Genomic DNA, 25,234 nt, shown 5'->3' on the forward strand with positions numbered 1-25,234 from the left:
CTCCTCCGGACTTCAGGGTCGCGTGCGGGGTGGGGGTGTCAGCGCAGCCAGGGGTTGCGCCGCACCGGGGTGAGGTCGGCCCACCACCTGCCCAGGCCCCAGCGGTCGCCCGCGGCCACCACGGCCAGCACGATGAGCACGGCCGCCTCGACGACGTGGTAGTCGATCAGCGGGTTGGTCGAGTGGGTCGGCGCCCCCGAGTCGGTGAAGCGCGCGAGGGGCCACTCCGCGATCCACATCAGACCCAGCACGACCGTGCCGCTGACCGCGGCCACCCGCAGGCCGATGCCCAGCAGCAGGGCCAGCCCGATGCCCAGCAAGCCCACCATGAACAGCCAGTCCGCGAACGCGTTGCCCGCCCACGAGCGCATCGTGTCGGCGAACGGGCCGTGGTCGAGTCCACTGAGGAACCCGCGGGTGGGCGACCCGCCGTCGATCCAGCCCTTGCCCGAGGGGGTGGCGTAGCCGAGGCCGAAGGTCTTGTCCACGAAGGCCCACAGGAAGATCCCGGCCATCAGCAGCCGGGTGACGGCGAGCACCCGGGTTCCCCGGTGCGGCGGGTGGGCTTCGTGGACCGGTTCGGAGGTCGGGGCGGGGGAATCGGGGCGGGCGTGGGATCGGGTGGTCATGGTGTCCTCCTCGGTGGGATTCGGTGTCCGGTCGTCCCCCAGTCTCGAAGCGGTCCGGCAGGGGTGTCCGGTGCCCAAGGTCCTGTCTCACCGGTGTCCCGTGACCCGCGGCGGTCAAAGTCCGTTGTGGACGGTGTTGGCCGCGCTCACCGCTGTTGCGGTGCCATGCCGGGGAGGTAGGCGAACACGTCCGAGAGTGGTCTGCGCGGGGTGGGTGGCAGTGGGTGGGCCGAGGTCGGGGCGTAGCCGATGCGGATGACGAGTTGCGGGTGGCCGGCGCCGTCGAGGAAGCGGTCGCGGATCTCGGCGCGGTAGCGGGGTGTCTCCAGTGGCTGCGACATCGGGCAGGTGGCCAGACCCAGGTCGGTGGCGGTGAGCAGGACGGCGCTGGCTGCCTGGCCGGCGCGCAGTCGTGCCCTGGCGTCGTCGTCGGTTGTGCCGAGGATGAGCAGGACCGAACCGTCGTCCTCGTTGTCGCCGGTGGGCGAGAGTGCCAGGGTGCCCGCGGGGAACGCCCGCATCGGTATGCCGTCGACGTCGGTTGTGCGGACGGGGATCGATCTGGCGGGCACACCCTCCACGGCACTCGACCCGCGGCCTGCCCAGGTGGCCAATTCGGCGGTGTAGCCGGGATCGGCCTCCTGCCCGCGGGCGGCTGCCGTGGCGGCGTGCGCGAACCGGTACCGCTGGACGGTGTCGGCGAGCGGCACGGCCAGCGCCCCGAGCGCGGCTGCCCGTTCGACCAGCAGGTCCAGGTGGGCGGTGGGGACCGGCCATGACGAGTACCGGCGGCGGTCCGTGCGCCGCCTGGTGACCGCCGCGACCAAGGCGATGTCGTCGGTGTCGGGCTCGTGCGGGTGGGTTGTCACGGCGGCGAGGTGTTCGGGTTCGGCGGGGTTGGGCAGCAGGGTGGGTACCGCGCGTAGGCCGAGGGCGGCGAACGCGACTGTGAGGTGGTGTAGTGCGGTGCCGCAGCTGATGAGCAGGTCGCGGCCGTCGGGGTCGGTGTTGGGTGCTCGTCGGGTCCAGTCGGCCATCAGGTGGACCGATCGGTCGCCTGCCAGCCAGTGCCAGGGTTGGGTGTTGTGCACCGACGGCGCGCGGCAGGCGAGGGCGATCGCGTCCCGCACGGTGTCGTGATCGGTCCGCGGCATGACCGGTCCTCCTCTCCTCGGTGGTACGGCCCCACGGTGCCCACCCGCTCTCGCCCGGGGACAGAGACCAAAAGTCCCCGGTCTCCGGGACCGAAGCCCGTGACCGGCACCGCCGGGGTGGAACGCGGACGGCAGTGGACGAAGGTCCCTGGCAGTCGGGGTCCCCGGTCCGCTTCGGGAGAGCGCCGGACCGGGGCAGTGTCGGCGGTGCCCGCACTCTGCGGGCACCGAACCGTAGGAGGCGACATGACGGGCATCCTGCCCAGGACCACGTTGATCCCCGATGTGTTCCGGCTGTTCGAGGCGCTGCCGACCATCGACCGCCACATCGTCCGCGTCGAGGACTACTTCGACGACGGCACCTACGTGGTGCGCGCGGAACTGCCGGGCCTGGACCCCGAGGAGGACATCGCGGTCACCGTCCAGGGCGACACGCTCACCATCACCGCGCAGCGGGTGGAGCGGCGGCGCGAGCACGGGCGCAGCGAGTTCCACTACGGCAGCTTCGCCCGCTCCGTGGCACTGCCCCGGGGAGCCAGCGTCGACCGCGTGGAAGCCACCTACGACAAGGGCATCCTCACGCTCACCGTGCCGGTGAAAACCGAGGGGGAGGCCAAGCGGATCACCGTGAACCAGGTAGCCGAGTGACCGCCGGTCCCCGCAGCGCGGGCCGGTCGGCGCCGCCACGGGGACCACTCGCACGAAGGAGGTAACACCATGCGCACCGAGCACATCCTCGTCGGGTTCGACGGCTCGACGCCCGCGTCCACCGCCCTCCAGTGGGCGCTGTCCGAGGCCGAACGGCGCGGTGTCGCCGTCCGGGTGATCTGGGTCTGGGGCGGCGGTCCGCCCTGGGACGAGCGCGTCCGGGTCGGTGCGGTGCTGTCGTCGGTGGTCGCGCGGCACCCGGACGTGTCGGTGCGCTACGACGACCGCACCGGCGCCGCGGGCCCCGCGCTGGTCCGGGCTTCCGAGGAGGCCGACCTGCTCGTGGTCGGCAAGCACGGCACGGGCGCCATCGCGGCGCTGATGGGCTCCACGACCGCCTACTGCCTGCGCCACGCCCGCTGCCCGGTCGTCGTGGTGCCGGGCGTGGTCGCCGCGGTCGGCTCACCCGCGTCGACCGCGGGGGCACCCCACCGGTCCACCTGAGCGAGAGGGCCGCAACCGTGCTGCTGGACGCCGCGCCGCACGCGGTCACCGGGCACCGCGGCCTCGGTGGGGTCGAGGGCCTGCTGATCGGCTCGGTGTCCGACGCCGTCGCCGCGCACGCCCGCTGCCCCGTGGTCGTGGTACGCGGAACCGCCGGACCGATCGTGTTCGGTGTGGACGGTTCCCGTGCCGGGGGCGCCGCCATCGGGTTCGCCCTCGAACAGGCCGCGGGCCGCGGCGAGGAGCACGCGGAGGTGCCCGTCCGGCTGGTCGTACCGCGCGACCGCGCCGCGCGCGTTGACGGAGCTGAGCGGGGACGCCCAACTCCTCGTCGTCGGGGGCAGGGGGCGCGGGCTGCGCACCGGCCTGGGCATGGGCTCGACCGCCCGTGCTCCGCCGCACCGCGGCGCGTGCCCGGTGGCGGTCGCGCACACCTGACCGGGCCCGTCACCTCCGGCCCGGTCCGCCATTGTGGCCGCTTGGCCCTGCGGGACACGGTCCAAGATCCCTGGAGCCGGTCGGCGGCGGTGAGCAGGCTCGGCGGCGTGACTGATCGCAGAGCGGCGCGGGGACCGAGGATCGCGGTCGTCGGCGCCGGACAGGTGGGATCGACCCTCGCCTACGCCTGCCAGATCAGGGGCACCGCCAACACCGTGGCCCTGTTCGACACCGACGCGGCGAAGCTGCGGGCGCAGGTCCTCGACCTGCGCCACGGCGGCATGTTCGCCCCGACCGTCGAGGTCGTCGGCTCCGACGACGTCGGGATCTGCGCGGGCGCCGACGTGGTGGTGATCACCGCGGGAGCCCGCCAGCGCGCGGGGGAGAGCCGGATGGCGTTGGCCGGGCGCAACGTGCGCCTCTGCCGCGCCCTGGTGCCCGAGCTGTGCGCGCTGGCCCCCGAGGCCGTGTTCCTCGTCGTGACGAACCCGGTGGACGTGGTGACCCAGGCCGTGCTGGAGGTCAGCGGGTTGCCCGCGCACCGGGTGCTGGGGTCGGGCACGGTGCTCGACTCCTCGCGCCTGCGCGCGCTGATCGCCGCGCGGGCCGGGGTCGGGGTGGCGGGGGTGTGCGCGTACATCGTCGGTGAGCACGGTGACACCGCGGTGCCGTTGTGGTCGCAGGCGTTCATCGGTTCGGTGCCGGTGCTCGACTGGGTCGTCGACGGGCGCCAGGTCTTCGACGAGCCCGCGCGCCGGGAGATCGAGGACTCGGTGGTCGGCGCCGCGTACGAGGTGATCGCGGGCAAGGGGGCCACCAACTACGCCGTCGGCCTCGCCGTCACCCACGTGCTGGAGGCCATCCTCGGCGACCAGCGGCTGATCCTGCCGGTCAGCGCCTACGTCGCCGACTTCCACGGGATCGGCGGGGTGTGCCTGTCGCTGCCCAGGATCGTCGACCGCTCGGGCGCGGGCGCGCTGGAGCCCACGGTCCCGGGCACCGCTGAACTGGCCGGGCTCCGGCGGTGCGCGCACGTGATCGCCAAGGCGTGCCGGGAGTCCGGTGTGGACGTGTGCGGGTGAGCGCGTCGAGTGCCCGCGACGCGCTCACCGTTCGGCGGGCGGCTCAGCGGGCCCGCCAGGTCCGGGCGTTCTGGCCGCGACCAGCACCGTCGGTTGCGCGTTGATCCGTCCGGCTCCCCGCTGTGGACGAGCTCTCGGCGACCCGATGTGGCGCTGGGGCACGCGGAGCGCGACGCTCGACCGCCGGTATCACCGATCCGTTCCACGACGCGGTTCGCGGGGTTCCGCCCGGCGGTCGCGCGGTCGGGTCCCACCGCGCCCGATTGTCTCCGGCGAACGGTTCTCGCGGCGCCGGAGCGCCCGCACCACCAGTCCGGGGACCGTGGCGGCGACCACGGTGGGCAGCAGGTCGCCCACCGGTACCGCCGCGGTGCCCAGCGCGTCCCGCAGCGGGGGGAGCCACGCGCCCGCCAGTTGCAGTGCCACGGCCGCGATCACGGCGAGGTCGAGGAACCTCGGGCGGGCGCCAGGGCGCCGCAGCGCCGTCGCGACACCGAGTTGGGCGAGGCCCAGGCAGAGGAAGACCAGCGTCTGCCACTCCCGGCCGGTGTGCGCCGCCCACACCCCGACGCCCAGGGTGACCGCGGCGATCAGCGCCCCCGTCCACGCTGTCCGCGCCCACAGACCGGCGCCCAGGATCGACTCCCCGGGTGGGCGCGGCCGGGCGCGCATGGCCCCCGCCGCGGCGGGTTCGGCACCGATCGCCACCCCGGGCAGTCCGTGGGTCAGCAGGTTGATCCACAGGATCTGCCCCGGTCGCAGTGGGACCGGTAGGCCCAGCAGCGGTCCGGTCAGCATCACCAGCACCTCGGCCACACCGCCGGAGACCGCGTAGCGCAGGAAGGTCCGGACGTTGGCGTGGATGCGCCTGCCCTCTTCCACCGCGGTGGCCACGGTGCCCAGGTTGTCGTCGGTCAGCACCAGGTCCGCGGCCTGCCGCGCCACCTCCGTGCCGCCGCCCATGGCCACGCCGATGTCGGCCCGCCGCAGGGCGGGGGCGTCGTTGACGCCGTCACCGGTCATCGCGACCACGTGGCCCTCGTCCTGCCAGGCCCGCACGATCGCCTGCTTCTGCTCGGGCCGGGTGCGCGCGTACACGCGCACCCGGCCCGGCGCTCCCGCGCCGCGGGCGGCGAGTTCCTCGCCGGTGCGCACCTCGCCGCCGTCACCGATGCCCACGCGGTCCGCGATCGAGGCCGCCGTGCGCGGGTGGTCCCCGGTGATCATGACGAGTTCGATGCCCGCCTCCTGGAACGCGGTCACCACCTCGGCGCTGTCGGACCGCGGTGGGTCGGCGAGCGCCACCAAGCCGAGCAGCCGCACCGCCCGCTCACCCGCGGCGGCCCCGGGAGCGGCACCCGATCCGCCGCCCGCGGCCACGGCGAGGACGCGGTACCCCCGGCGCGCCAGCCGTTCCGCCGCGTCCACGGCCTCGGTGCCCTCGGCGAGCAGGGTTTCGGGCGCGCCCTTGGACACCACCAGCCAGTGCTCGCCCGCCTGGTGCACGGTCGTCATCCGCCCGCGCTCGCTGTCGAACGGCAGTTCATCGATCCGGGGGTGGCGGTCGCGCAGCGCCGCGCAGTCCACGCCCGCGGCCGCGGCCATCGAGAGCAGCGCCACCTCCAGCGGGTCGCCCGCGATGGCCACCCGGTCGTCCCCGGGCGTGGCACGCGGGTCCGCGTCGTTGCACAGCACGACCGCGCGCAGCAGCGCCGCGGGCAGCTCGGCGCCCGGGTCGACCTCACCCCGTTCGGGTGTCCACACCCGCTCGGCGACCATCCGGCCCTCGGTGATGGTGCCGGTCTTGTCCGTGGCCAGCACGGTGACCGAGCCCAGGGTCTCCACCGCGGGCAGGGACCGGACCACGGCGCGCCGCTGCGCCATCCGGTGCGCCCCCAGCGCGAGCGCGAGGGTGACCACGGCGGGCAGCGACTCGGGCACCGCCGCCACGGCCAGGCTGATCGCCGTGAGGGCCATCGCGCCCACCGGCTCGCCGCGCGCCAAGCCGATGGCGGCGACCACCACCGACAGCCCGACCGCGGCGAGGGCGAGCACGCGTCCCAGGTCGGCGAGCCTGCGCTGCAACGGCGTCGGGCGGGGCCGTTGCGCCCCCACCAAGGCGGCGATGCGGCCAAGACCGCTGTCGGGACCGGTCCGGTTCACCACCGCGACGCCCCGGCCGTGGGTGACGACCGTGCCCGCCGCGACCTCACCGCCGACGGGCTTGTCCACCGGGACCGACTCACCGGTGACGGCCGCCTCGTCGACGCGCAGCGCGTGCGCCCGCACCAGCGCGGCGTCCGCCGCCACGACGTCACCGGCGGTCAGGACCACCACGTCGCCGGGGACGACCTCAGCGGACGGCACCTCCCGCGCCGTCCCGTCGCGCACCACGGTCGCGGTCGGCGCGGACATCGAGCGCAACGCCGCCAACGCCCGTTCGGCCCGTGACTGCTGCGCCACGCCGACAGCGGTGTTGAGCACCACCACCGCCCCGATGACGGCCACATCGGCGAAGTCCCCCAGGACCAGCGCCAACGCGGCGGCCACCAGCAGCAACAGCACCATGGGGTCGCGCAGCTGCGCCAGCACCCGCGCACCCCGGCCCGCCCGCTTCGGCTCGGCCATCAGGTTGTGGCCCACCCGGGCCCGCACCTCGGCGGCCTCGGCGTCGGTCAACCCGCGCGGCGAGTCGGTCACCGGTGTCTGCGCCATGATCGCGGCGGCCCTTCCCCTCGGCGAACCCGTGCCGGGCACGGGAAGCGGTCGTCGTCCACGCTCGACCGCCCGCCCACCACCCAGCAGAGCCGAACGTCCCGGCAAGACACGAACATGGGCCGCGTCGGGGCCGGGCCCGGCGGGTGAGGCTGGTCGGGCGCGGAGAGGAGCCCGATATGGCCGAACACCTGGCCTGGCGCGTCCGCGCGCCGGGCGCGCCCACCGGTGAGCCGCTGGTCGCCGGGCGCGAACCCGTGCCCGAGCCCGGTCCGGGGGACGTGCTGCTGCGCGTGCTGGCCTGCGGCGTCTGCCGGACCGACCTGCACATCACCGAGGGGGACCTGCCGGTGCACCGGTCCGGCGTGGTCCCAGGGCACGAGGTCGTGGGACAGGTGGTCGCCACCGGCGCGGGCGTGTCCGGTGTGGCGGTGGGCGACCGGCTCGGCGTGGCGTGGCTGCGCGGGGTGTGCGGGCGGTGCCGCTACTGCCTGCGCGGCGCCGAGAACCTGTGTCCCGGTTCCGTCTACACCGGGTGGGACGCCGACGGCGGCTACGCCGAGTACACCGTGGCGCCCGCTGCCTCCGCCCACCCGCTGCCCACCGGGTACACCGACGTCGAAGCCGCGCCGCTGCTGTGCGCGGGCATCATCGGCTACCGGGCGCTGCGGCGCAGCGCCCTGCCACCGGGCGGGCGGCTGGGCATCTACGGCTTCGGTGCCAGTGCCCACCTCACCGCCCAGTTGGCCGTCGCCGAGGGCGCGACCGTGCACGTGCTCACCCGGGATCCCCGCGCCCGCGAGTTGGCGCTGGAACTCGGCGCCGCGTCCGCGGGGGGCGCCGCCGAACACCCGCCCGAGCCGCTGGACTCCGCGATCCTGTTCGCGCCCGCGGGCGAGCTGGTGCCGGCCGCGTTGGCCGCGCTGGACCGCGGCGGGACGCTGGCGGTGGCGGGTATCCACCTCTCGGACATCCCGCCGCTGGACTACCGGCGGCACCTGTTCCAGGAGCGCCAACTGCGCAGCGTCACCGCCAACACCCGCGCCGACGCCAGGGACCTCCTCGCCCTCGCCGGAACGCACCCGCTTCGGGTGATCGCGTCGGCGTACCCGCTCGACGGTGCCGCCCGCGCACTGCGCGATCTCGCGGCCGACCGGGTGCGCGGCGCCGCCGTCCTGGTGCCGTAGCGGCGGCTCGGCCACCCGCCGGGGAGTGGCGGGTGGCCGAGCCGCGCGTGGCGGTCACTCCGCGGGCACGATCACCACCGGGCAGCCGGCGTGCCGCAGGCAGTCCGCGGCGAACGCGCCGACTCCCGAGGTGATGTGCGCGGGGGAGTGGTGCGCCCCGATCACCACCAGGTCGGCGTCCCGGGCCGCTTCGGCCAGCGCCCGGCCGGTGCGGCCCTCGACGCGTTCGACCGACAGCGGGACCCGCGCGTGGTCACCGAGCAGTTCGGCGGGTTCGGGCAGGGGGCGTCGAGGCGGTTGGCCACCGTGGGGTTGCGGTGACATGGGCGCGGCGGGCACGAACGCGGTTTCCGGTGCCACCACCTCGATCGCGGCCACCGCGGCGCCTTCTGCGTCGGCGTGGGCCAGTGCCCATCGCAGCGCCGCGGTGGCGTGGCCCGAGCCGTCGTAGCCGACCACGAAACGCCGCCCGCCGCCGGACCTATTTCCGGACATGGTCTTCCTCCTCGTCATCGACCTGCGCTGTCCTGAGTGGATGGTTCGGGGTGGCTCGGCGCGCCGCGCCGACCACCAGGGCGACCCCGCCCGCGAGCAGAACGGCGCCCGCGGTGAACAACCCGGCGGCCAGCCAGGGCAGCGCGGGCGCGGTGGCTCCGATCGACACCCGCGCGTCGACCCCGGCCGAGGCGTCCGCGTTCATGAGCACGACCGTCCAGTCACCCTCGATCGGGGTCCAGTCCAGCCGCACCACCCCGCTGCCGGTCCCGGTGACCGTCCAGAACGACTGCGCGGCGGGCGGTGTCCGAGGCGCGTCACCGGTGATGTCGCGGGTGTTCACGCCGTTGTGCATCGGCATCGTGACCGATCCGAGCACGGTGCGGTCCACGCCCGTCAGGTACCCCCGCGCCCGCGCGGCCGGCGCCAGGCCGACGAACACGGGGCGTTCCCCGGCGTCGACCCGGATCGACACCTCGCCCACCGCGCGTGCCATCCACGGCCACCCGGTACCGCGCGCCAAGTCCACGTGCTCGACGACCACGGCGTAGCCGTTGCTGGTGGCTTCGCGGGTCGCGGTGTGCAGGTAGCCGTCCTGGTCACGGTAACCCCGGTCGGCCACGACCAGACCGATGCCCCCGGTCAGCAAACCCACCGCCGACAACGCCACGACGACTCCCACGACCATGGCGACCACCCGGCCCGGAGTCCACCCGGGCCGCGGGGAGACGGCGGGCGCGACGTCCGCGTGCGGGGTTTCCGCTGGGGCACCGGTTTCGTCCGCGCCGAGGTCGAGCCGGAACGGCGGGTACCGGTCGGTCAGCAGCGCCGTGTAGGCGGCCACGCGCAGCACCCACCGGTCGAGCCCGACCACCAGGTCGTGCAGCGATGTCGGGTACTCGCCCCGAACCAGCAGAACCACGCCCGCGACCAGCGTCAGCACACCGACCAAGCCACCGGCGCCCCAGTGGAAGCCACCGGTGTCGGCGTTGCCCGCCAACCACAGGCCGCCGCCGGCGAGCAGGCCGACCACCAGGTAGTGCGGCACCGCCAGGATCCACTTGACCAGCACGAGACCCCGCGAAAGCCGCTCCGGGTAGGCGATGTGCAGCCTGGCGGGGTAGTCGGGCACGTCGGCCAGGGTGAACGGCGGGTACCGGTCCGTGCCCAGGGCGGCGTATCCGTAGTAGTGCACCCGCCAACTCCAACGCAATACCCCGGTGGTGTAGTCGAACAGCGGTCGCGGGTAGCGGCCGGTGACCAGGATCGCGAAGAACGCGACGACAACGACCAGGACGAATCCCAACCACAGCGCGGCAAGCACCAGCAAGTGCGGCAGCAGCAGCAACCACTTGACCAACCACAACCACCGCGAAGGCGAGTCGAGCGTCCCGGTCACCCTGACCGGCTCCGGTTGTCGCGCCATCACTCCTCCGTTCCCCCGCTCTCGGTGTCGGTTCCAGCCTCACCCACCCGACGACCGGCCGGACACCGACGGAAGTCCCGGTCGCGCCGTGCCGCATCGCCCTGCTCGGCGGGAACGATCGAGGAGTTCGCCTGGTGCGGGACCAACGTCCCGGTCGCCGGGGTCCGCCGTCCGTGCCCGCGTGCCCGCCGACCGGGCAGCCTGGTGGACGACACGGAAGGAGCCGAGATGCCCGCCGAGGACACCACAGCGACATCCTCCGGCGCGGCGGTGCGCGCCGCCGCGGGTGAAGGTGCCCGACTGCGCCTGCCGGAGCGCCCCGCGGACCTGGGCGCGGTGGCCGAGCTCATCCGCCGCGTCGACCACGTGCTGGGTCGTGACCCGGCACACGTGGCCGAGGTCCGCGCCTGGACGGCGGGATCCGGTGACGGCGACGGCGCACCCGCCTTCGCGGTGGGCAGGCCGCCATCGCCTGCCACCCTGGTCGTGTTGCGGGACTTCGACTCCCCGGTGTCGCCGCTGCCTGTCGAGCCGCTACCGATGCCCGCCGTGCCGACCACCCCCGGCGACCGCGATGGCGACCAGGTCGCCGCGGGTCGGGCGTTGCCGCGGGTGCTGCTCACAGCTTGCGCCGAGGAGTTGGCCTTTTCCCTTTTGTCCCAACTGATCGAGGCGCCCGCAACCCGCCGCGCGCTGAACGAGGTCGCGACCGGGGTGGCCGGCGAGGAGGGGCGAGCATGATCGCGGAGTGGGATCGAGGCGAGGTGGCCGTGCTCACGGCGGCGTTCTCCCGCGCGCCGTCGGTGCACAACAGCCAACCCTGGCTGTTGGAGCTGGACGGCCGCGCGGCGCGTGTGCTGGAGCGGGTGGACATCGCGCTGCCCCGGCACGACCGGCTCGGCCGCGACCGGCTGATCTCCTGCGGCGCCGCCGTCACCACCGTGCGCGTCGCGGTGCGCCAGCTCGGCTGGGCCGCTCCCTGGCGCCAGTTCCCGGACCCGACCCGGCCCGAGGTCGTGGCCCGGATCGACGCGGGTGGGCGCCGGGAGCCCACCGAGACCGACTTGGCCGTCTACCGCGCCATCCCGAACCGGCACAGCCACCGCGGGGCGTTCACACCCGACCCGGTCGACGCCGCCCTGTTGTGCGCGCTGCGCGACCAGGCGCTCGAGGACACCCCGCGGGCCGCGGCCGTGCGCATCCTGCACGCCCCCGGCGATACCGGCGACCTGGCGCGGGTCCTCGCGCGCAGCGCGCTGGTATTCCGCCACGACCACGCGTACCAGCGCGAACTCGCCGCGTGGCGCGGCGGCGCGGACGACGGGCTGCCCAGCGCGGGTGGCACCCCCACACTGCCCTGGACCGGTCTCGTCGACGAGCACACCGCGGTCCCCGACGACGACGTGCTGGCCGCCCGCCTGGCGCGGGAGAGCTACCTCCTGATCACCACCACCGGCGACGGCCGCAGCGACCACCTCGCCGCCGGGATGGTCACCCAACAGCTGTGGCTCGGGGCCGTCGCCGCCGGACTGGCCGGCTCGGTTCTCACCCAGCCACTGCACGTCCCCGAGGCGCGGAAGTCCCTGATCCGGCGACTGGACCTGTCCGGCTACCCCCAACTCCTGCTGAGGGTCGGGCACCCCGCCGAGGTGCCCGCGCCCAGCAGGCGCCGATCCACCGACGACCTGATCCGCGTCACGTCCGAAGAGTCCGGGAGGCCCGGGTGACCACTTCACACGGGCAGGTCGGAGTCGACGGCTCCGACACGCCCCTCACCGCCAGGTGAACCGCGGACGGAACCACGGCGATGGACCAGCCCACCGAACTCTCGGTCCGGAACCCGTTGCCGTCGAGCGGAGCCAGTTCTTCCACTGAGGACATACGGGGCGTACCGGCCATTGTCCGCCCCTCCAGCTCGGATCAGAACCGTGGTCGCGCCGCGTCGTTCACGGGAGTCGGGCGGTCCAGACGAACACCCTGGTCCCGTCGACTCCCCGCGTCTGGCGCACGGAGCGGGAGCCGTCGGAAAGATCCCGCAGGACGGCCACCAGACGTGATCTGGCGACCGTGGGCGCACCGTCGTCCTGAACCGCCACCGCGAACGTGTCACCGTCGAAGTCGACGCACAGTTCGACGAGTCGGGCGTGCGCCACGGTCGTCAGCGCGTCGCGTGCGACCGCGATGATGTCGTCGGCGAGACCGGGCGGGCACATCCGGGTGATGTTGTCGGCCAGGGCCACCCGCACCGGTGTGTCGATCACCAGCTCCGCCGCGTCGGCGGTCGCGAGCAGGCGCAGGGAGAGGGGAACGGGGTGTCGGCGGCGGGGGAACTCGGCGGCGAAGAAGTCGCGGACGCGGGAGGCGGTGGCCGTGAGCGAGTCGATGTGCTCGGTGAGGCGTTCGCGGTGCGCGGGCGGCGTACCGGTGCCGATGAGGTTCCGCAGTCCCAACCCCACCGCGAACAGGTCGCCGACCACCGCGTCGGTCAACGCGGCCACCGCCGTGTCGACTTCGTCGCGGTGCTCGGACTGGTCGTGCGCCGCGCTGGACCACGCGAACTCGATCGCTCCCGCGACCTGCCCGGCGAACGCCCCGAGGTGGCGCAGGTCGACGGGTGTGAACGGTGGTCCACCCGGGGTCCGGCCGACGGCGAGGGCGCCGGTCACCCGGTCTCCCCACCTGAGCGGCACCATGGCGACCGGACCGATCGCGCGGGCCTCCGGGTACGCCTCGGCCAGCAACGCCTTCCCCGCGCGGACCACGCGCGCCGCCAGGCTGTGCACGGGGTGCGGGGAGGTGCCCGCGGTGAGGTCGGCGGCGAGCGACCCGGTCACCGCGCGCACCCGCAACACCCCCGAGTCGGAAAGCAGCGTGAGGGTGCCGAAATCGGCCTCGGCGGCCTCGGCGGCGCGGTCGGTGAGCTGGTCGAGCGGGCGCTGGCCACCGCCGTAGAACAGTTGGACGCTCGCGCAGGCCGACGCCGCCGCCCAGCGCTCCCGCAACGCGGACTCGCGGATGTGCCGCGCGCTGTCGCGGACCATCGCCACCGTCAGCGCGAGTGCTTCCGCCAGGGTGTCCTCGGTCGTGGCGGGCACGCCGGAGGGGGCGGCGGGCAGGCACCGCGTCGCGCGTGCGCCCGCCTCCAGGACGGCGCGGACCAGCGCCGCGGTCTCGATCACCCCGTCGGCGCCGGGAGTCGACCGCGGGTCTCCCGTCGCGCAGACCGACACCAGCGCGCTCGCACTGCTGTGGGTGATCCTGGCGAGCAAGGCCTCCCAGCGGGCGGAGCCGTGGTCGGACACCTGCTCCCGAGACGCGTTCGACATGACGATTCCCCATCGCTCACGTGTCACGTGTCGGCGGGGTCACGGCCAACGATGTCAGCTTGTGTGGACCGGGTCGCTTCGTTCCACGACTCGACCATAATCGGATCACCGGCCGGGGGAACCGCCGAGCGGGTGGGTCCGTGAGCCGCGACGCGGCGGCGGTCGAGTCGCGGCGGGAGTTCGCGATGAACCCCATCACACGCGGGAGTGAACGGGCACCGAGCGGCCAGGACCGTTTCACCGGACGTGCGCCGCGTCGGGTACGTTGCCCGCCTGACCCTGTGCGGGCTCTGCGCAACCGTCGTGCCCCCGCGGACTTCGTTCAGGAGTGGGCAGGAGGTGTCGCGCGCGTGGTCCACTGGTGCGCTCGTCGTGGCTGAGGCCGGTGATGACGAGGCCGACCGGGTTCGTCACCGCGTGGTGGGGGACCTGCGCGGCGGCGGCAGCGAACTCGACGCGCTCGCGAAGGTGTGCGATGCCTGCGTCGAGTTGCTGCCGGTCGACGGCGCGTCGGTCTCGGTCATGACCGGCGACCTCGGGCGCGAATGCCTGTACGCGACCGATCGGGTCGCCGCCCGCATCGAGGCGGTGCAGTTCAGCCTGGGTGAGGGGCCGTGCTTTCAAGCGTTCGACACCAAGCGGCCCGCGCTCGCCCCGAACCTGCGCGACGTGGCCTGGCCGGTGTTCGCCGCGGAGATCGGGGCGGAGCCGGTCGGGGCCCTGTTCGGGTTCCCGCTGGTCGCCGGGGCGATCAGCATCGGCGCGCTCGACCTGTACCGGCGGACTCCGGGCTGGCTGTCGGCCGCGCAGCTGCGGGTCGCCCTGCGCCTGGTCGACGTCGCGACGCTGGTGTTGCTGGGGCTCGGGCTCGACCGAGCGGCCGGGGCGTGGACGGACCTGCCGTTGCGCCGCGCCCAGGTGCACCAAGCGGTCGGAATGCTCATCGCGGAGTTCGGCGTGTCGCCGGAGCACGCGTTGGCCCGCCTGCGCGGACACGCGTTCACCACCGGACGCCTCGTGGACGAGGTCGCCGACGACCTCGTGTCCCGCAGGCTTCACCCCGCGGACGTCGGGGGAGCGTGATCCACCTGTGGCCGCCCGGCACGTTCTACGCTGTTCGGGCGAAGTAGGAAAGGAGGTTCCCGTTGTGGAGACGCCGGGATCGGCGCGGGAGGCGCTGCTGCTGGGCGCGTTCGTGCGGATGGCCGACACGCTGGTCGACGACTACGACGTCGTCGAGATGCTGCACGAACTCGTGGGATACTGCGTCAGCCTGCTCGACTCGGCCGCGGCCGGGCTCGTGCTGTCCGACCAGCGCGGCGGTCTGCAGGTGCTCGCGTCGTCGACCGACGAGACCCGGCTGTTGGAGCTGTTCCAGGTCCAGATCCGCGAGGGTCCCTGCCTGGACTGCATCGGGGCGGGCGAACCGGTCCGCGTTCCCGACCTGGCCGCCGAGCGCGCCCGCTGGCCGAGGTTCGTCCCCCAGGCGGTCTCCCGTGGCTTCGCCGCGGTGCACGCCATCCCGATGCGCCTGCGCCAGAACACCATCGGCGCCCTCAACCTCTTCGACCACGGCGTGGGTGCGATGGCCGAGCAGGACCTGCTGGTCGCTCGGGCTTTGGCCGACATCGCCACCATCGGAATCCTGCACGAACGCGCGATCCGCCGCGGTGAAGTGCTCACCGAGCAGTTGCAGACCGCGCTGAACAACCGGATCACGATCGAGCAGGCCAAGGGCGTGCTGGCGCACGCGGGCAGGCTCGACATGCACCAAGCGTTCCAGGCGCTGCGGGCCTACGGGCGCAGCCGCAACGCCCTGGTCTCCGAAGTCGCTCACCAGGTCGTCACCGGGGTCATCACCCCGGCGGCCGTCCTGACCCTGAGCGCGCCGCCCGGGCGGGGTTCGACGTGACGACCTCGTTCCGACGCGGCTCCTCCCCGGTGGGGGCTGAACCACCCCGCGGGCCCGGCCTCGCCCATCGGGTTGGCGGGATCCCGGGAACCGGGCGAGGAACGGCAGCGCGGCGACCACGACCGCGGGAGGTTCCAGCCACCACCTCACGTCGGTGTGCGGTCGTCGGTGATACCGCCCGCGAGGAGGTAGGCCGCCGCCCGGGTCGCTGCTGAGCCGACCGCTTCGCCGCCGCCACCGCTCCTCCCGGGGCGCGCACCGAGCCCGGTACCCGCCCTCGTTCGAGGTGCGGTGATCGGGGCAGTGCCGAAGGTCACCGCCGGTCGAGGTCCCGCGACCACTGCCCGACACCCGCGCGAGTGGCGACGATCGAGAGGTGGGAGCAGCGCGTCCGCCCCGGGCGCGCCACTGGCGGAGGACGGGTTGGTCCGTCCGGTGTGGAGGATGCGATGCGGGTTCGGGACTTGATGAGCAGGCCGGTCTTCAGCGCCCGACCGGGGAGCACGGTGCGCGAGGTGGTCACGGTGATCACCGAGCACGGCTACGCGAGCCTGCCGGTCGTGGACGACCTGGGTCGCGTGGTCGGTGTGGTGGGCGAGCCCGAGTTGCTCCGCCACGTGGGCGACCGGCAGGTCTCTCCCGACGCGCCGGTGTCGTCGGTGATGGTTCGCCCGGTCGAGGTCGCGCACCCGGCCGACGACGTGTCGACGGTCGCGGAGACGATGCTGCGGACCGGGCTGCGGTGCCTGCCGGTTGTGGAAGAGGGTTTGCTCGTCGGTGTGGTCGCCCGCCGGGACCTGTTGCGCTCCATGGTCCGCGATGACGACGTCATCGCCGCCAAGGTGCGCGCCCTGCTCGACGACTACGCGGGCAGCAGGCGCCACTGGCGGGTCGAGGCCGACGACGGGCGGCTCGTCGTGACCGGCGAGTTCGCCGACGAGGCCGAGCGCGGCCTGGTCGTCGCCCTGTGCCGCACCGTCCCGGGCGTTCGCGAGGTCCGGTTGTCGGCGCTCGCCCCCACTTCGTCCGGCTGGGACGACTGAGGTCCGCGGCACGGGGCCCGGCGTTGGACATCGCCGTTCCCCGGTGGTGGGCGGACAGGGGAATCCGGCCCCGGAACGGCGAGCGTCCGCCACTGGATGGGCGTACCTCTCGTCACTGGTCGCCCGGGGGTGTCCGCGGTCAGTGTCGGTGGAGACGAACCGCGCCCGCCCGGACGGGGCGGGCGCGGGCTGGATCGCGCGGGCCGAGACCGATCAGGAGGCGTCATGCTGGCGAGCGAGATCATGGACGCGGGAGCGGTGGCCGTGCGGCCGGACACGCCGCTGCGCGCGGTGCGGGAGGTGTTGCGCGCGGCGCGTGACGGCGCGGTCGCGGTCGTGGCGGACGACCGCGTGGTCGGGATGGTGTCCTCGGGCGACCTGCTGCGCGAGCAGGTCCGGTCGATCCCGCGGGCCGCCACCGCCGCGGACGTGATGGACCCCGTGCGGCCCATCACGTCGACCGCCCACTGCGGGGACGTCGCCAGGCTCCTGCTGGGCACGGGCCACCAGGCGCTGCCCGTGGTGGACGGGGACGGCGGCCTCGCCGGGGTGATCGGCCTGAGCGACCTGCTCGACGCCCTGGAAACCCGGGATGACGTGCTGGCCGTGCGGGTGTGCAAACTCGTCGCGGACAACGTCCAGCCGTGCGCGCTCGACTGCGCCGTCACCGATGGCAACGCGGTGGTGACCGGCGAGTTCCGCAGCGGCCGCGAGGAGCGCGTGGTCCGAGCCCTGGCGTCTTCGGTACCCGGGGTGCGGACGGCGCGCACACGACCGGCGCCTGGACCCCGTGACTGATCGCGCGACGCGGGGTTCACCCGCGGCAGCGCGACAAGGCGGCGTGGATACCGCGATGTCGTCACGGCACATCGCCACGCCTCCCCGATGACCGCGCCGCGCCGGTCGACCCGCTTGGCGGTGGTCTCCTTGCCCTCGAACACCCCTGGCCCCCGAGACACGTCACAACCCGGCTTCTCGCGGAAGAGCACCTCGGCGGACTTGCTCGTTCAGTCCACAGAGGAGTGCGGCAGACACGGGCCGCTCCGATCCGGGCCGGAGTCCAGGACCGTGTACCCGGGTCCAGTCGACCGACGCGCGGATCGGGACCTACGCCGCGATCGCCGGGACGATCGGTTCGGCAACCCCGGGAAGTCGTCCTCTGCCGTGGCCCCTTCGTCTCCGCTGTACTCGCTGGGAGGAGCACACGACGAACGGGAGCGCGAAAATGCCTCGGTCGACCATCGGTCCTGTCCCGCGACCGGAGCGGACCCGCGGGTTCCTGCGCCTGCTGAGGTGGTCGGTGCGTTCCTCCGCCCGCGGCGCCGACCACGTCGAGGCGGTTGTCGTCGTGCTCTGCGCACTGGGCGCACTCGTGGCCGTGCCGGTCGCGGCGGCGGTCGGCACCGAGGTGTACGTCGGCACTTCGGCGGCGGCGCGTCGGGAGCAGGCCACGCGGATCCCCGCCGAGGCGACCGTGCTGGTGGCCACACCCGCGGGTCTCTCCGGCAGCGGCGGCGCCGCCCTGCCGCACAGCTTCCAGGCGCCTGTGGAGTGGTTCGCGGGCGGGGAGCGGCACACCGGGATGGCGTCCGTGCCGGAAGGTACCCGGGTGGGCGAGCACCAGACGGTCTGGCTCGACGTGGTGACCGGCGAGCCGGTTTCCCAGCCCACCCGCGCCACCGACGCGGTGACCAGCGCCATCACCGTCGCCGTTTTGGTCCTGATGTTCGCACTGGTCGGCTTGGTGGTGCTCTGCGCGACCGCGCACTCGGCACTCGACCGGCTCCGGTTGCGCGGCTGGGCGGAGGAATGGGCCCGTGTCGGCCCCCGCTGGAGCCACCACACGCCCTGAGACCTGTGCTCGCACGTAGAAGGCAGACTGCCGAGTAGGGCCCTACGCGGCGACCGGCGGCCTGGACACCGCTTTCCGGCACCGATTTGCCAGGCATCGGGTGCCCACGGACGGCGTGACCCGCGACGAGTCGGCGAACCCGCCGCGGTTCGCGGACGCGACCGACTACCCTTGCCCGTCATCCGACCGACCACGCGCGGCCAGGTCGCCCACCGTCGGCACCACCGGCTGTTGGCGGCTTACCGCAACCGATCGGCGGGCGCGGCAGCTCGTGGTCGGCCCGCCGACGGCGCCGGGGGACGCTCAGCCGGGTTCGTTGCCCACACGGATCCCGCCGAACACGGCGGTAGCGCGCACGACCAGCACAGGTGCCTCCGGCGGGAGCTGTTCCCCCGCGGTCTTGTCCTCGCACCCGCCCATGACCGGCATGCCGGTGATGCGCACCCGCCACCCGCGTGGCACGAGGACGTCGACGCCACCGAAAAGCGCGAGCGCGTCCACTGTGGCCTCCCGCTCGACGTGCGCCTCGCGCAGGTCGAGGGTGGCGCCGCCGAAGATCGCGGAGACGTCGGCGTGCGTGAGGTGCGCGGAGCGGTCGACGGTCCTGGTGCCGCCGAACACCGCCACCGGCGCGGTGAACTCGCTGTGGTCGACGACGCGGTGCCTGCGCAGTCCGATCAGGACGGCCGCGCCCATGACGACGAAGACGGTCGGCCAGAACACGCCGCTCTCGCGCCACCCCAGTTGGTTCGCCAGCAGAACGCAACCGAAAGCCGCTACGACAACCGGGCCCGCTGACACCCGCCGCTGCACGAGCATGACCGTGACCCCGAGCCCGATGACCGCGACCGGCCACCAGTGGTCGAGGACGTTTCCCGCGTCGAACAGGTCGAACGCGTCGGCCAGGCCGAGCACCCCGAGGATGAGCAGGACCAGGCCGATCCACAGCCGAACCGGTTTCATGACGACCTCCTCGTGTCGATCGCGACGCCCCGCACACGCGGGGCCAGGCACGTCGACGCTAGGGCGGACCCGCGACGACCGACGCGCTCGGAGGTCCCCTGATCGCCGGGACCTTCGCACCCGACGACGTCACCCGGCGAGACCGGACCATCCGCGCGGCGGACAGGACCTTCGTCCCTGCGCGGTCGCGGTCGCCGCCGCGATTCTGGGAAGCGGTCGACGACACCGGGAGGAGCCACCCGTGACCGCGACGTCAAGCAGGCGGACACCGCCCACCGCGAACACCGGCACTCGGCAGTCGCCCGCCATCGACTTCCTCGGTCATCAGCGGCTCGCCGACAGCGCCCACCTGATGACCGAACCACCACCCCCTGCTGGAACCCTCTCGGCCGCGACCACCGATCGAGTCGACCTCCGGCGGGTCGCCGCCACGACGACACCGGCCTCGGGGGGACCAGCTCACCGAGGTCGTGCGTGGGACTGTCGACCGCGGCGGCGGCGTGCTGATCCCCGCCTTCGCCGTCGACCGCACGGAGACGGTCCTGCTCACCCCGGCGCGCCTCGCGCGATCCGCGTCCTTGGCGGCGCGCCTGGGGACCGGGTACGGGTGGACCGCGGTGGTGCTCCTTGAGGGCGAACGCGTGCTGGTCCGGCCGTTCGCGCCACCGTCCACCCAATCCACCTGACTACCGGCCACCCGGCAGAGGAGCCACGCCATGGCGAACGCAATCACGAGTGACGCCATCACCGCATCCGGGCTGCGCAAGGCGTTCGGCCGCACGCGCGCCCTCGACGACTTGGCTCTGACGGTGCGCGCGGGGGAAGTGCATGGGCTGCTCGGTCCCAACGGAGCGGGCAAGACCACCCTGCTGCGGGTGCTGCTCGGGCTTGTCCGGGCGGATTCCGGGGTGGCGCGCGTCCTCGCCGCCGACCCGTGGCGCGAAGCCGCGGAGCTGCACCGGAGGGTGGCCTACGTGCCGGGGGAGGTGACGTTGTGGCCGACGTTGACCGGCGGCGAGGTGATCGGCCTGTTGGGGGAGTTGCGCGGTGGCGCACGTCGCGCGCGGGTGGCCGAGTTGGTGGAGCGCTTCGAATTGGACCCCACCAAGCGGTGCCGCACCTACTCGTCGGGCAACCGCCGCAAGGTCGCGCTGGTCGCCGCGCTGGCCTCCGACGCCGAACTGCTGGTGCTGGACGAGCCCACCGCCGGGCTGGACCCGCTGATGCAGGCGGTGTTCGAGGAGTGCGTCGCGCGGGCACGGGAGGATGGGCGCACGGTCTTGCTGGCCAGCCACATCCTCGCCGAGGTGGAGAAGGTGTGCGATCGCGTCAGCATCGTGCGCGCGGGCCGGGTCGTGGACAGCGGCACGCTGAGCGACCTGCGCCACCTCACCCGGACCACGGTGCGCGCCCGGCTGACGGGCCCGCCCAACGGCTTGGCGGCGCTTCCCGGCGTGCACGACTGGACCGCTGACGGCGACCAAGTCCGGTTCCGGGTGGATGGGAACCGGTTGTCACAGGTGCTGCACGTGCTCACCGAGCGTGAGGTGCGTGACCTGGTCTGCCAGCCGCCCACCCTCGAGGAGCTGTTCCTCGGCCACTACGGGAGCCGGTCATGACCGTCCCCGAGGGAACCTGGGTGTTGGCGCGACTGGCGCTGCGCCGGGACCGGGTGTTGTTGCCCGCGTGGATGGCCGCGCTCGCCCTGGTCGCGATCACCTCCGCCGCCGCGACGAAGGGCCTGTACCCGACGGCGGACTCCGTGCGGCAGGCGGCCGGTGCCCTCAACGACACCCCCGCCATGGTCGCGGTCTACGGCCACATCGCGGACGTGTCCTCCCTCGGGGCCCTGGCGATGCTCAAGCCCCTGACCACGGGCGCGGTGCTGGTCGCGGTGCTCGCGGCAATGCTCGTGGTGCGGCACACGCGGGCGGAAGAGGAGGCGGGCAGGCTCGAACTGGTGCGCGCCGGGCTGGTCGACCGCTTCGCGCCGATGACCGCGGCCTTGGTCGTCGTCATCGGCGCGAACGCGGTAATGGCGGTGGTGACCGCGCTGGGGCTCAGCGCGACCGGTCTGCCGGTGGCGGGCTCGTGCACGCTGGCGGCGGCGTGGCTCTTCGTGGCCGCGGTGTTCGCGGGCGTGGGCGCGTTGGCCGCTCAGGTGGTCACCGGGGCGCGGGCGGCGAACGGCCTCGCGGTGTCCGCGCTCGGCGCGGCCTTCGCGGTACGCGCGATCGGCGACACGACCGCGCCGTGGCTGTCGTGGCTGTCGCCGCTGGGGTGGGCGCAGCGGACGCGCCCCTTCGCCGGGGACCACTGGTGGGTCGCCTGCGTCGGTCTGGTCGTCGCGGGCGCGCTGATGGCCGCCGCCTACGGGGTGCTGGCCCGTCGCGACCTCGGTGCCGGTGTGCTGCCCGAGCGCGTCGGACCCGCGACCGCCGGGCGCGGGCTGCGATCCGCGCTCGGCCTCGCGTGGCGGCTCCAGCGGGGATCGCTGCTGGCCTGGTCCGCGGGTTTCGCCGCCTACGGGCTGCTGGTCGGTGGCGTGGCGGACCAGGTCGGTGGACTGCTCGACAGCGACCAGGCACGTGAGCTGTTCACCCGTCTCGGTGGGCAGTCCGGGATGACCGACGCCGTGCTGGCCGCCATGGTGGGCTTGCTCGGCGTGGTGGCCTCGGCCTACGGCGTGCAGGCCGCGCTGCGACCCGCCGTGGAGGAAGACGCGGGTCGCGCGGCCCTGCTGCTGTCCACCCCGCTGGGGCGACCGCGCTGGGTGGCGGGCCACCTGCTGATCGCGGGCACGGGCGTGGTCGTCGTCCTCGCCGCGGCGGGCGTGGCAGCCGGTGCCGTACACGGGGCGCGCACGGGCGACGCGGGGCAGATCGGACGGGTGCTGACCGCGGCGCTGGCGCAGGCACCGGCGGGCTGGCTGTTGACGGGCTTGGTCCTGGCCGTGTTCGGCGTGGCACCCCGCTTCGCGAAGGCGACCTGGGCGGCGTTGGCCGTGTTCCTGCTGCTGGGGGAGTTGGGCCCGGCACTGGGACTCGCCGACTGGCTGATCGGCCTCTCCCCGTACGCGCACTTGCCCCACCTGCCCGGCGGCGCGTTCGCCCCGTTGCCGGTCGCCTCGCTGGTCGCCGCATCGGCGGTGCTGGTGGCAGGCGGTCTGACAGCGTTCCGCCACCGCGACGTCGGTTGAGCCCCGACAGGTGGATTCACAGCGAAGGAGACAACGATGCGGCGCAAGTGGACAGACCTGACCCGTTGTCAGCGCAGAGGAGTCATCGCGGCGGCGGTCCTCCAGATCGGCCTCGCCGCGTGGGCGTGGACCGACCTGGCCCACCGTCGCGCCGAGCAGGTCAACGGCCCGAAACCGCTCTGGGCGGCGGCGATCGCGATCAACTTCGTCGGCCCGATCACCTACTGGCGGTGGGGCAGGCACCACCCCGGCAGGGGGTGCGCCCCGTGCTCGGGGCGCGGCGGTCGGCCTGGTCCGCATCCGCATGGCGGCCAGTGACAGAGCGCTACCCCGCGCACACCGAAGTCCGCGCCATACCGGCCGCACGGTGGCGATCCGAGATTCACCGCCGACCTGGCGCCCGATCGCGTCCCCACCGAGGGGCGACAGAACGTCCACTTCGCGGCGATAACCCTGCCCGCGGAATTGAGGATTCGCCCCCGGGTCGGCGGCGAACTCGAGCCCCGCTACGAGACTCGGGGACGACTCGGTTCCCATGTCTGCCGGAGTTCGATGGCCATTCACCGGAACCGAAGCCGCGATTCGGGCCGTGCTCGCGGTCCAGCTCAAGACCCACGTTGCTGAGAAGGGCGCTCAGCGCGGTGTTCGCCGGGGTGAAACCGGCGCTGACGTCTGGGCACTCCCGCTCGTGTCACCTCTCGTGCTGCCGCGGCGACAGCGGTCCGCGCTGGAACACCGATGCCCCAGTCGTAGCAGGGTATTCACCCGCCCACGGGTTGGCGGCAGCAGGGCGGTGACCGACCGCGGGTTCAGGACCTCGGATCTGGTCATCATCGCCGTCAGGGCGTGGGGTCGACCTCGGGCAGGCGGGTGAACTCGATCGTCATCGGGCCGTGGTCCCGGCATCAGCGGTGATCGGTCCACTGTGTCCGATTGGCCGCGGAAATTCCCTGACGGGCCAGTGCGCGCGGGTGCCTGGCGTCGGGTGGGAGCTTGGCAGGGAGAGTCAAGAAACCGGCTCCGCGGCGGCCTACCGTGCTTCGCACCCGGGCAGAGGGGGAGGATGATGCTGGAAAACGCGCACACGTTGGAAGTGGTGCGGCGCAGGGGATACGCGTCCCGCTGGGTGGTCGGCGCGGTGTTGGTCGCGGTGGTCGGGTGGTTGGCCTACACGGTGGTCACGAGCCCGAACCTGGACTGGGTGGTGATCGGTCAGTACTTCCTGTCGACACCCGTCATGGAGGGTGTCGGCACCACCCTGGTGCTGACCTTCGCCACCCTCGGCATCGGGCTGGTGCTCGGTGCCCTGCTGGCCATGATGCGCCAGTCGCACAACCCCGTCGCCATCGCGGCGGCCTCCGGGTACATCTGGTTCTTCCGGGGTGTGCCGCTGGTCGTGCAGATCGTGTTCTGGTTCAACCTGTCGCTGCTGTTCCCCACCCTCGGCTTCGCCCAGACCAACGCGGTGATCACCCCGTTCCTGGCCGCCATGCTGGGGCTGGGCCTGCACGAGGCGGCCTACCTCGCGGAGATCATCCGGGGCGGGTTCCTCGCGGTGCCCGGTGGTCAGGTCGACGCCGCGCTGACCATCGGCATGACCCGCGCGCAGGCGACCCGGGCCATCGTGCTGCCGCAGTCCGTCCGGGTCATCCTGCCCGCGCTGGGCAACCAGTTCATCCTGATCCTGAAGGGCACCTCGCTGGTGTCGGTCATCGGCGGTGGCGACCTGATGACCCGGGCGCAGCAGATCTACGGGCAGAACTACCAGGTCATCGCGCTGCTGCTGGTGGCGACGGGGTGGTACCTCATCCTGGTCACCCTCGCCGGGCTCGGGCAGCGCTTCCTCGAGCGATGGGCGGCGGCGTGATGACGGCGGAAGGCGGCCTGCGGCTGCGCGGCCTGCGCAAGTCCTTCGGCGCGATGGCGGTGCTGCGCGGCGTCGACCTGGACGTGGCGCCGGGCGAGGTCGTGTGCGTCATCGGCCCGTCCGGCAGCGGCAAGAGCACCCTGCTGCGCTGCGTCAACCACCTCGAACCGCTCGACGCCGGGTTCGTGCAGGTCGACGGCCTGCTCGTGGGCTACGAGCCGCGCGACGGGCGGCTGCACGAGAGCAGCGAGCGCGACACCGCCCGGGCCCGGCTGCGGATGGGCATGGTGTTCCAGCAGTTCAACCTGTTCAGCCACCTGAGCGCGCTGCGCAACATCACCCTCGGCCCGGTCAAGGTGCTCGGCCGCGACCCCGCCGAGGTCGAGGCGGAGGCCCGCGAGCTGCTGGCCAGGGTCGGCCTCGCCGGGCACGCCGACAAGCTGCCCGGCCAGCTCTCCGGCGGCCAGCAGCAGCGGGTGGCCATCGCCCGCGCGCTCGCCATGCGGCCCTCGGTGCTGCTCTTCGACGAGCCCACCAGCGCGCTCGACCCCGAGCTGGTCGGGGAGGTGCTCGCGGTCATGCGGGACCTCGCCGACCAGGGCATGACCATGGTCGTGGTCACCCACGAGATCGGCTTCGCCGCCGACGTGGCCGACACCGTGGTCTTCATGGACGAGGGCGTCATCGTCGAGTCCGGCCCCGCCGACCGCGTGCTGCGCCACCCCGACTCCGCCCGGACCGCGGCCTTCCTCGCGCACGTCCGCCGCCACCCCGAAGCCGACTGATCCCCGCCG

General features: G+C 73.7%; 24 protein-coding genes. 17 read left to right on the plus strand and 7 right to left on the minus strand.

Translation table 11 applies throughout. From position 1 onward, the window contains the following. Window positions 1-38 precede the first annotated feature (38 nt). Window positions 39-629: a hypothetical protein gene (locus tag V5P93_RS18020; protein WP_245931345.1), complete on the minus strand. Its 591-nt coding sequence runs from the start codon at window positions 627-629 to the stop codon at window positions 39-41. Window positions 630-775: 146 nt separating this feature from the next. Next, window positions 776-1,783, minus strand: a complete 1,008-nt coding sequence (locus V5P93_RS18025; RefSeq protein ID WP_104483688.1) for a nitroreductase family protein — start codon at window positions 1,781-1,783, stop codon at window positions 776-778. Between the two features lie 246 nt (window positions 1,784-2,029). Between V5P93_RS18025 and V5P93_RS18030 the strand changes: the two genes are divergently transcribed. From V5P93_RS18030 to V5P93_RS18040, 3 genes are all read left to right on the plus strand, one after another. Further along, the gene (locus V5P93_RS18030; protein ID WP_104481258.1) at window positions 2,030-2,431 is read left to right on the plus strand and encodes an Hsp20/alpha crystallin family protein; all 402 of its coding nucleotides are present in this window, start codon (window positions 2,030-2,032) and stop codon (window positions 2,429-2,431) included. A gap of 69 nt (window positions 2,432-2,500) precedes the next feature. Continuing rightward, window positions 2,501-2,935, plus strand: coding sequence for a universal stress protein (locus V5P93_RS18035; RefSeq protein ID WP_104481259.1), 435 nt, complete (start codon window positions 2,501-2,503; stop codon window positions 2,933-2,935). Window positions 2,936-2,952: 17 nt separating this feature from the next. Further along, window positions 2,953-4,455 (plus strand): universal stress protein, encoded by a 1,503-nt coding sequence (locus V5P93_RS18040; protein ID WP_181043702.1) that lies wholly within the window; start codon window positions 2,953-2,955, stop codon window positions 4,453-4,455. Window positions 4,456-4,644: 189 nt separating this feature from the next. Here the strand turns inward: V5P93_RS18040 and V5P93_RS18045 are convergent, their stop codons facing one another. Continuing rightward, on the minus strand, window positions 4,645-7,170 hold the full coding sequence (locus V5P93_RS18045) for a cation-translocating P-type ATPase (protein WP_104481260.1): 2,526 nt from the start codon (window positions 7,168-7,170) through the stop codon (window positions 4,645-4,647). 179 nt (window positions 7,171-7,349) lie between these two features. On the opposite strand from V5P93_RS18045, the gene V5P93_RS18050 reads away from it, so the two are divergent. Then, on the plus strand, window positions 7,350-8,357 hold the full coding sequence (locus tag V5P93_RS18050; protein WP_104481261.1) for a zinc-binding alcohol dehydrogenase family protein: 1,008 nt from the start codon (window positions 7,350-7,352) through the stop codon (window positions 8,355-8,357). A gap of 54 nt (window positions 8,358-8,411) precedes the next feature. Here the strand turns inward: V5P93_RS18050 and V5P93_RS18055 are convergent, their stop codons facing one another. After that, window positions 8,412-8,852, minus strand: coding sequence for a universal stress protein (locus tag V5P93_RS18055; protein WP_181043703.1), 441 nt, complete (start codon window positions 8,850-8,852; stop codon window positions 8,412-8,414). After that, entirely contained in the window at window positions 8,839-10,278 is a 1,440-nt protein-coding gene (locus V5P93_RS18060) for a DUF4389 domain-containing protein (RefSeq protein WP_104481263.1), read from the minus strand. Before V5P93_RS18060 ends, V5P93_RS18055 begins: the two co-directional genes overlap by 14 nt. A 228-nt stretch (window positions 10,279-10,506) precedes the next feature. Between V5P93_RS18060 and V5P93_RS18065 the strand changes: the two genes are divergently transcribed. Then, window positions 10,507-11,019 carry a hypothetical protein gene (locus V5P93_RS18065; RefSeq protein ID WP_104481264.1) on the plus strand — a complete coding sequence of 171 codons (513 nt, stop codon included), beginning with the start codon at window positions 10,507-10,509 and terminating at the stop codon, window positions 11,017-11,019. After that, a complete protein-coding gene (locus tag V5P93_RS18070) occupies window positions 11,016-12,005 on the plus strand; it encodes a nitroreductase family protein (protein WP_104481265.1) in 990 nt (329 codons plus the stop codon). Before V5P93_RS18065 ends, V5P93_RS18070 begins: the two co-directional genes overlap by 4 nt. Window positions 12,006-12,224: 219 nt before the next feature. Here V5P93_RS18070 and V5P93_RS18075 read toward each other — a convergent pair whose 3' ends face one another. Then, window positions 12,225-13,604, minus strand: coding sequence for a GAF domain-containing protein (locus V5P93_RS18075; protein ID WP_104481266.1), 1,380 nt, complete (start codon window positions 13,602-13,604; stop codon window positions 12,225-12,227). A 372-nt stretch (window positions 13,605-13,976) separates the two neighbouring features. On the opposite strand from V5P93_RS18075, the gene V5P93_RS18080 reads away from it, so the two are divergent. From V5P93_RS18080 to V5P93_RS18100, 5 genes are all read left to right on the plus strand, one after another. Beyond that, window positions 13,977-14,687 carry a GAF and ANTAR domain-containing protein gene (locus V5P93_RS18080; protein ID WP_245931535.1) on the plus strand — a complete coding sequence of 237 codons (711 nt, stop codon included), beginning with the start codon at window positions 13,977-13,979 and terminating at the stop codon, window positions 14,685-14,687. Between the two features lie 64 nt (window positions 14,688-14,751). Next, the gene (locus V5P93_RS18085) at window positions 14,752-15,516 is read left to right on the plus strand and encodes a GAF and ANTAR domain-containing protein (RefSeq protein ID WP_245931536.1); all 765 of its coding nucleotides are present in this window, start codon (window positions 14,752-14,754) and stop codon (window positions 15,514-15,516) included. A gap of 449 nt (window positions 15,517-15,965) precedes the next feature. Beyond that, the gene (locus V5P93_RS18090; RefSeq protein WP_104481267.1) at window positions 15,966-16,559 is read left to right on the plus strand and encodes a CBS domain-containing protein; all 594 of its coding nucleotides are present in this window, start codon (window positions 15,966-15,968) and stop codon (window positions 16,557-16,559) included. A 225-nt stretch (window positions 16,560-16,784) separates the two neighbouring features. After that, window positions 16,785-17,357, plus strand: a complete 573-nt coding sequence (locus V5P93_RS18095; RefSeq protein WP_181043704.1) for an HPP family protein — start codon at window positions 16,785-16,787, stop codon at window positions 17,355-17,357. Window positions 17,358-17,859: 502 nt separating this feature from the next. After that, on the plus strand, window positions 17,860-18,411 hold the full coding sequence (locus V5P93_RS18100; RefSeq protein WP_146108211.1) for a hypothetical protein: 552 nt from the start codon (window positions 17,860-17,862) through the stop codon (window positions 18,409-18,411). A 303-nt stretch (window positions 18,412-18,714) separates the two neighbouring features. Here the strand turns inward: V5P93_RS18100 and V5P93_RS18105 are convergent, their stop codons facing one another. Then, a complete protein-coding gene (locus tag V5P93_RS18105; RefSeq protein ID WP_104481270.1) occupies window positions 18,715-19,374 on the minus strand; it encodes a LiaF domain-containing protein in 660 nt (219 codons plus the stop codon). Window positions 19,375-19,844: 470 nt separating this feature from the next. On the opposite strand from V5P93_RS18105, the gene V5P93_RS18110 reads away from it, so the two are divergent. From V5P93_RS18110 to V5P93_RS18135, 6 genes are all read left to right on the plus strand, one after another. Further along, window positions 19,845-20,060, plus strand: a complete 216-nt coding sequence (locus tag V5P93_RS18110) for a hypothetical protein (RefSeq protein ID WP_104481271.1) — start codon at window positions 19,845-19,847, stop codon at window positions 20,058-20,060. Between the two features lie 30 nt (window positions 20,061-20,090). Further along, window positions 20,091-20,993 carry an ABC transporter ATP-binding protein gene (locus tag V5P93_RS18115; RefSeq protein WP_104481272.1) on the plus strand — a complete coding sequence of 301 codons (903 nt, stop codon included), beginning with the start codon at window positions 20,091-20,093 and terminating at the stop codon, window positions 20,991-20,993. Next, on the plus strand, window positions 20,990-22,573 hold the full coding sequence (locus V5P93_RS18120) for an ABC transporter permease (protein WP_104481273.1): 1,584 nt from the start codon (window positions 20,990-20,992) through the stop codon (window positions 22,571-22,573). Before V5P93_RS18115 ends, V5P93_RS18120 begins: the two co-directional genes overlap by 4 nt. A gap of 36 nt (window positions 22,574-22,609) precedes the next feature. Further along, window positions 22,610-22,891 (plus strand): PLD nuclease N-terminal domain-containing protein, encoded by a 282-nt coding sequence (locus tag V5P93_RS18125; protein ID WP_104481274.1) that lies wholly within the window; start codon window positions 22,610-22,612, stop codon window positions 22,889-22,891. Between the two features lie 778 nt (window positions 22,892-23,669). After that, window positions 23,670-24,440 (plus strand): amino acid ABC transporter permease, encoded by a 771-nt coding sequence (locus V5P93_RS18130; protein WP_245931538.1) that lies wholly within the window; start codon window positions 23,670-23,672, stop codon window positions 24,438-24,440. After that, complete coding sequence (locus tag V5P93_RS18135; RefSeq protein ID WP_104481276.1) at window positions 24,425-25,225, plus strand: amino acid ABC transporter ATP-binding protein; 801 nt, start codon at window positions 24,425-24,427, stop codon at window positions 25,223-25,225. Before V5P93_RS18130 ends, V5P93_RS18135 begins: the two co-directional genes overlap by 16 nt. Window positions 25,226-25,234 lie beyond the last annotated feature (9 nt).

This window comes from Actinokineospora auranticolor, from assembly GCF_041897805.1.
In the GTDB taxonomy this organism is placed as follows: Bacteria; Actinomycetota; Actinomycetes; order Mycobacteriales; family Pseudonocardiaceae; genus Actinokineospora; species Actinokineospora auranticolor.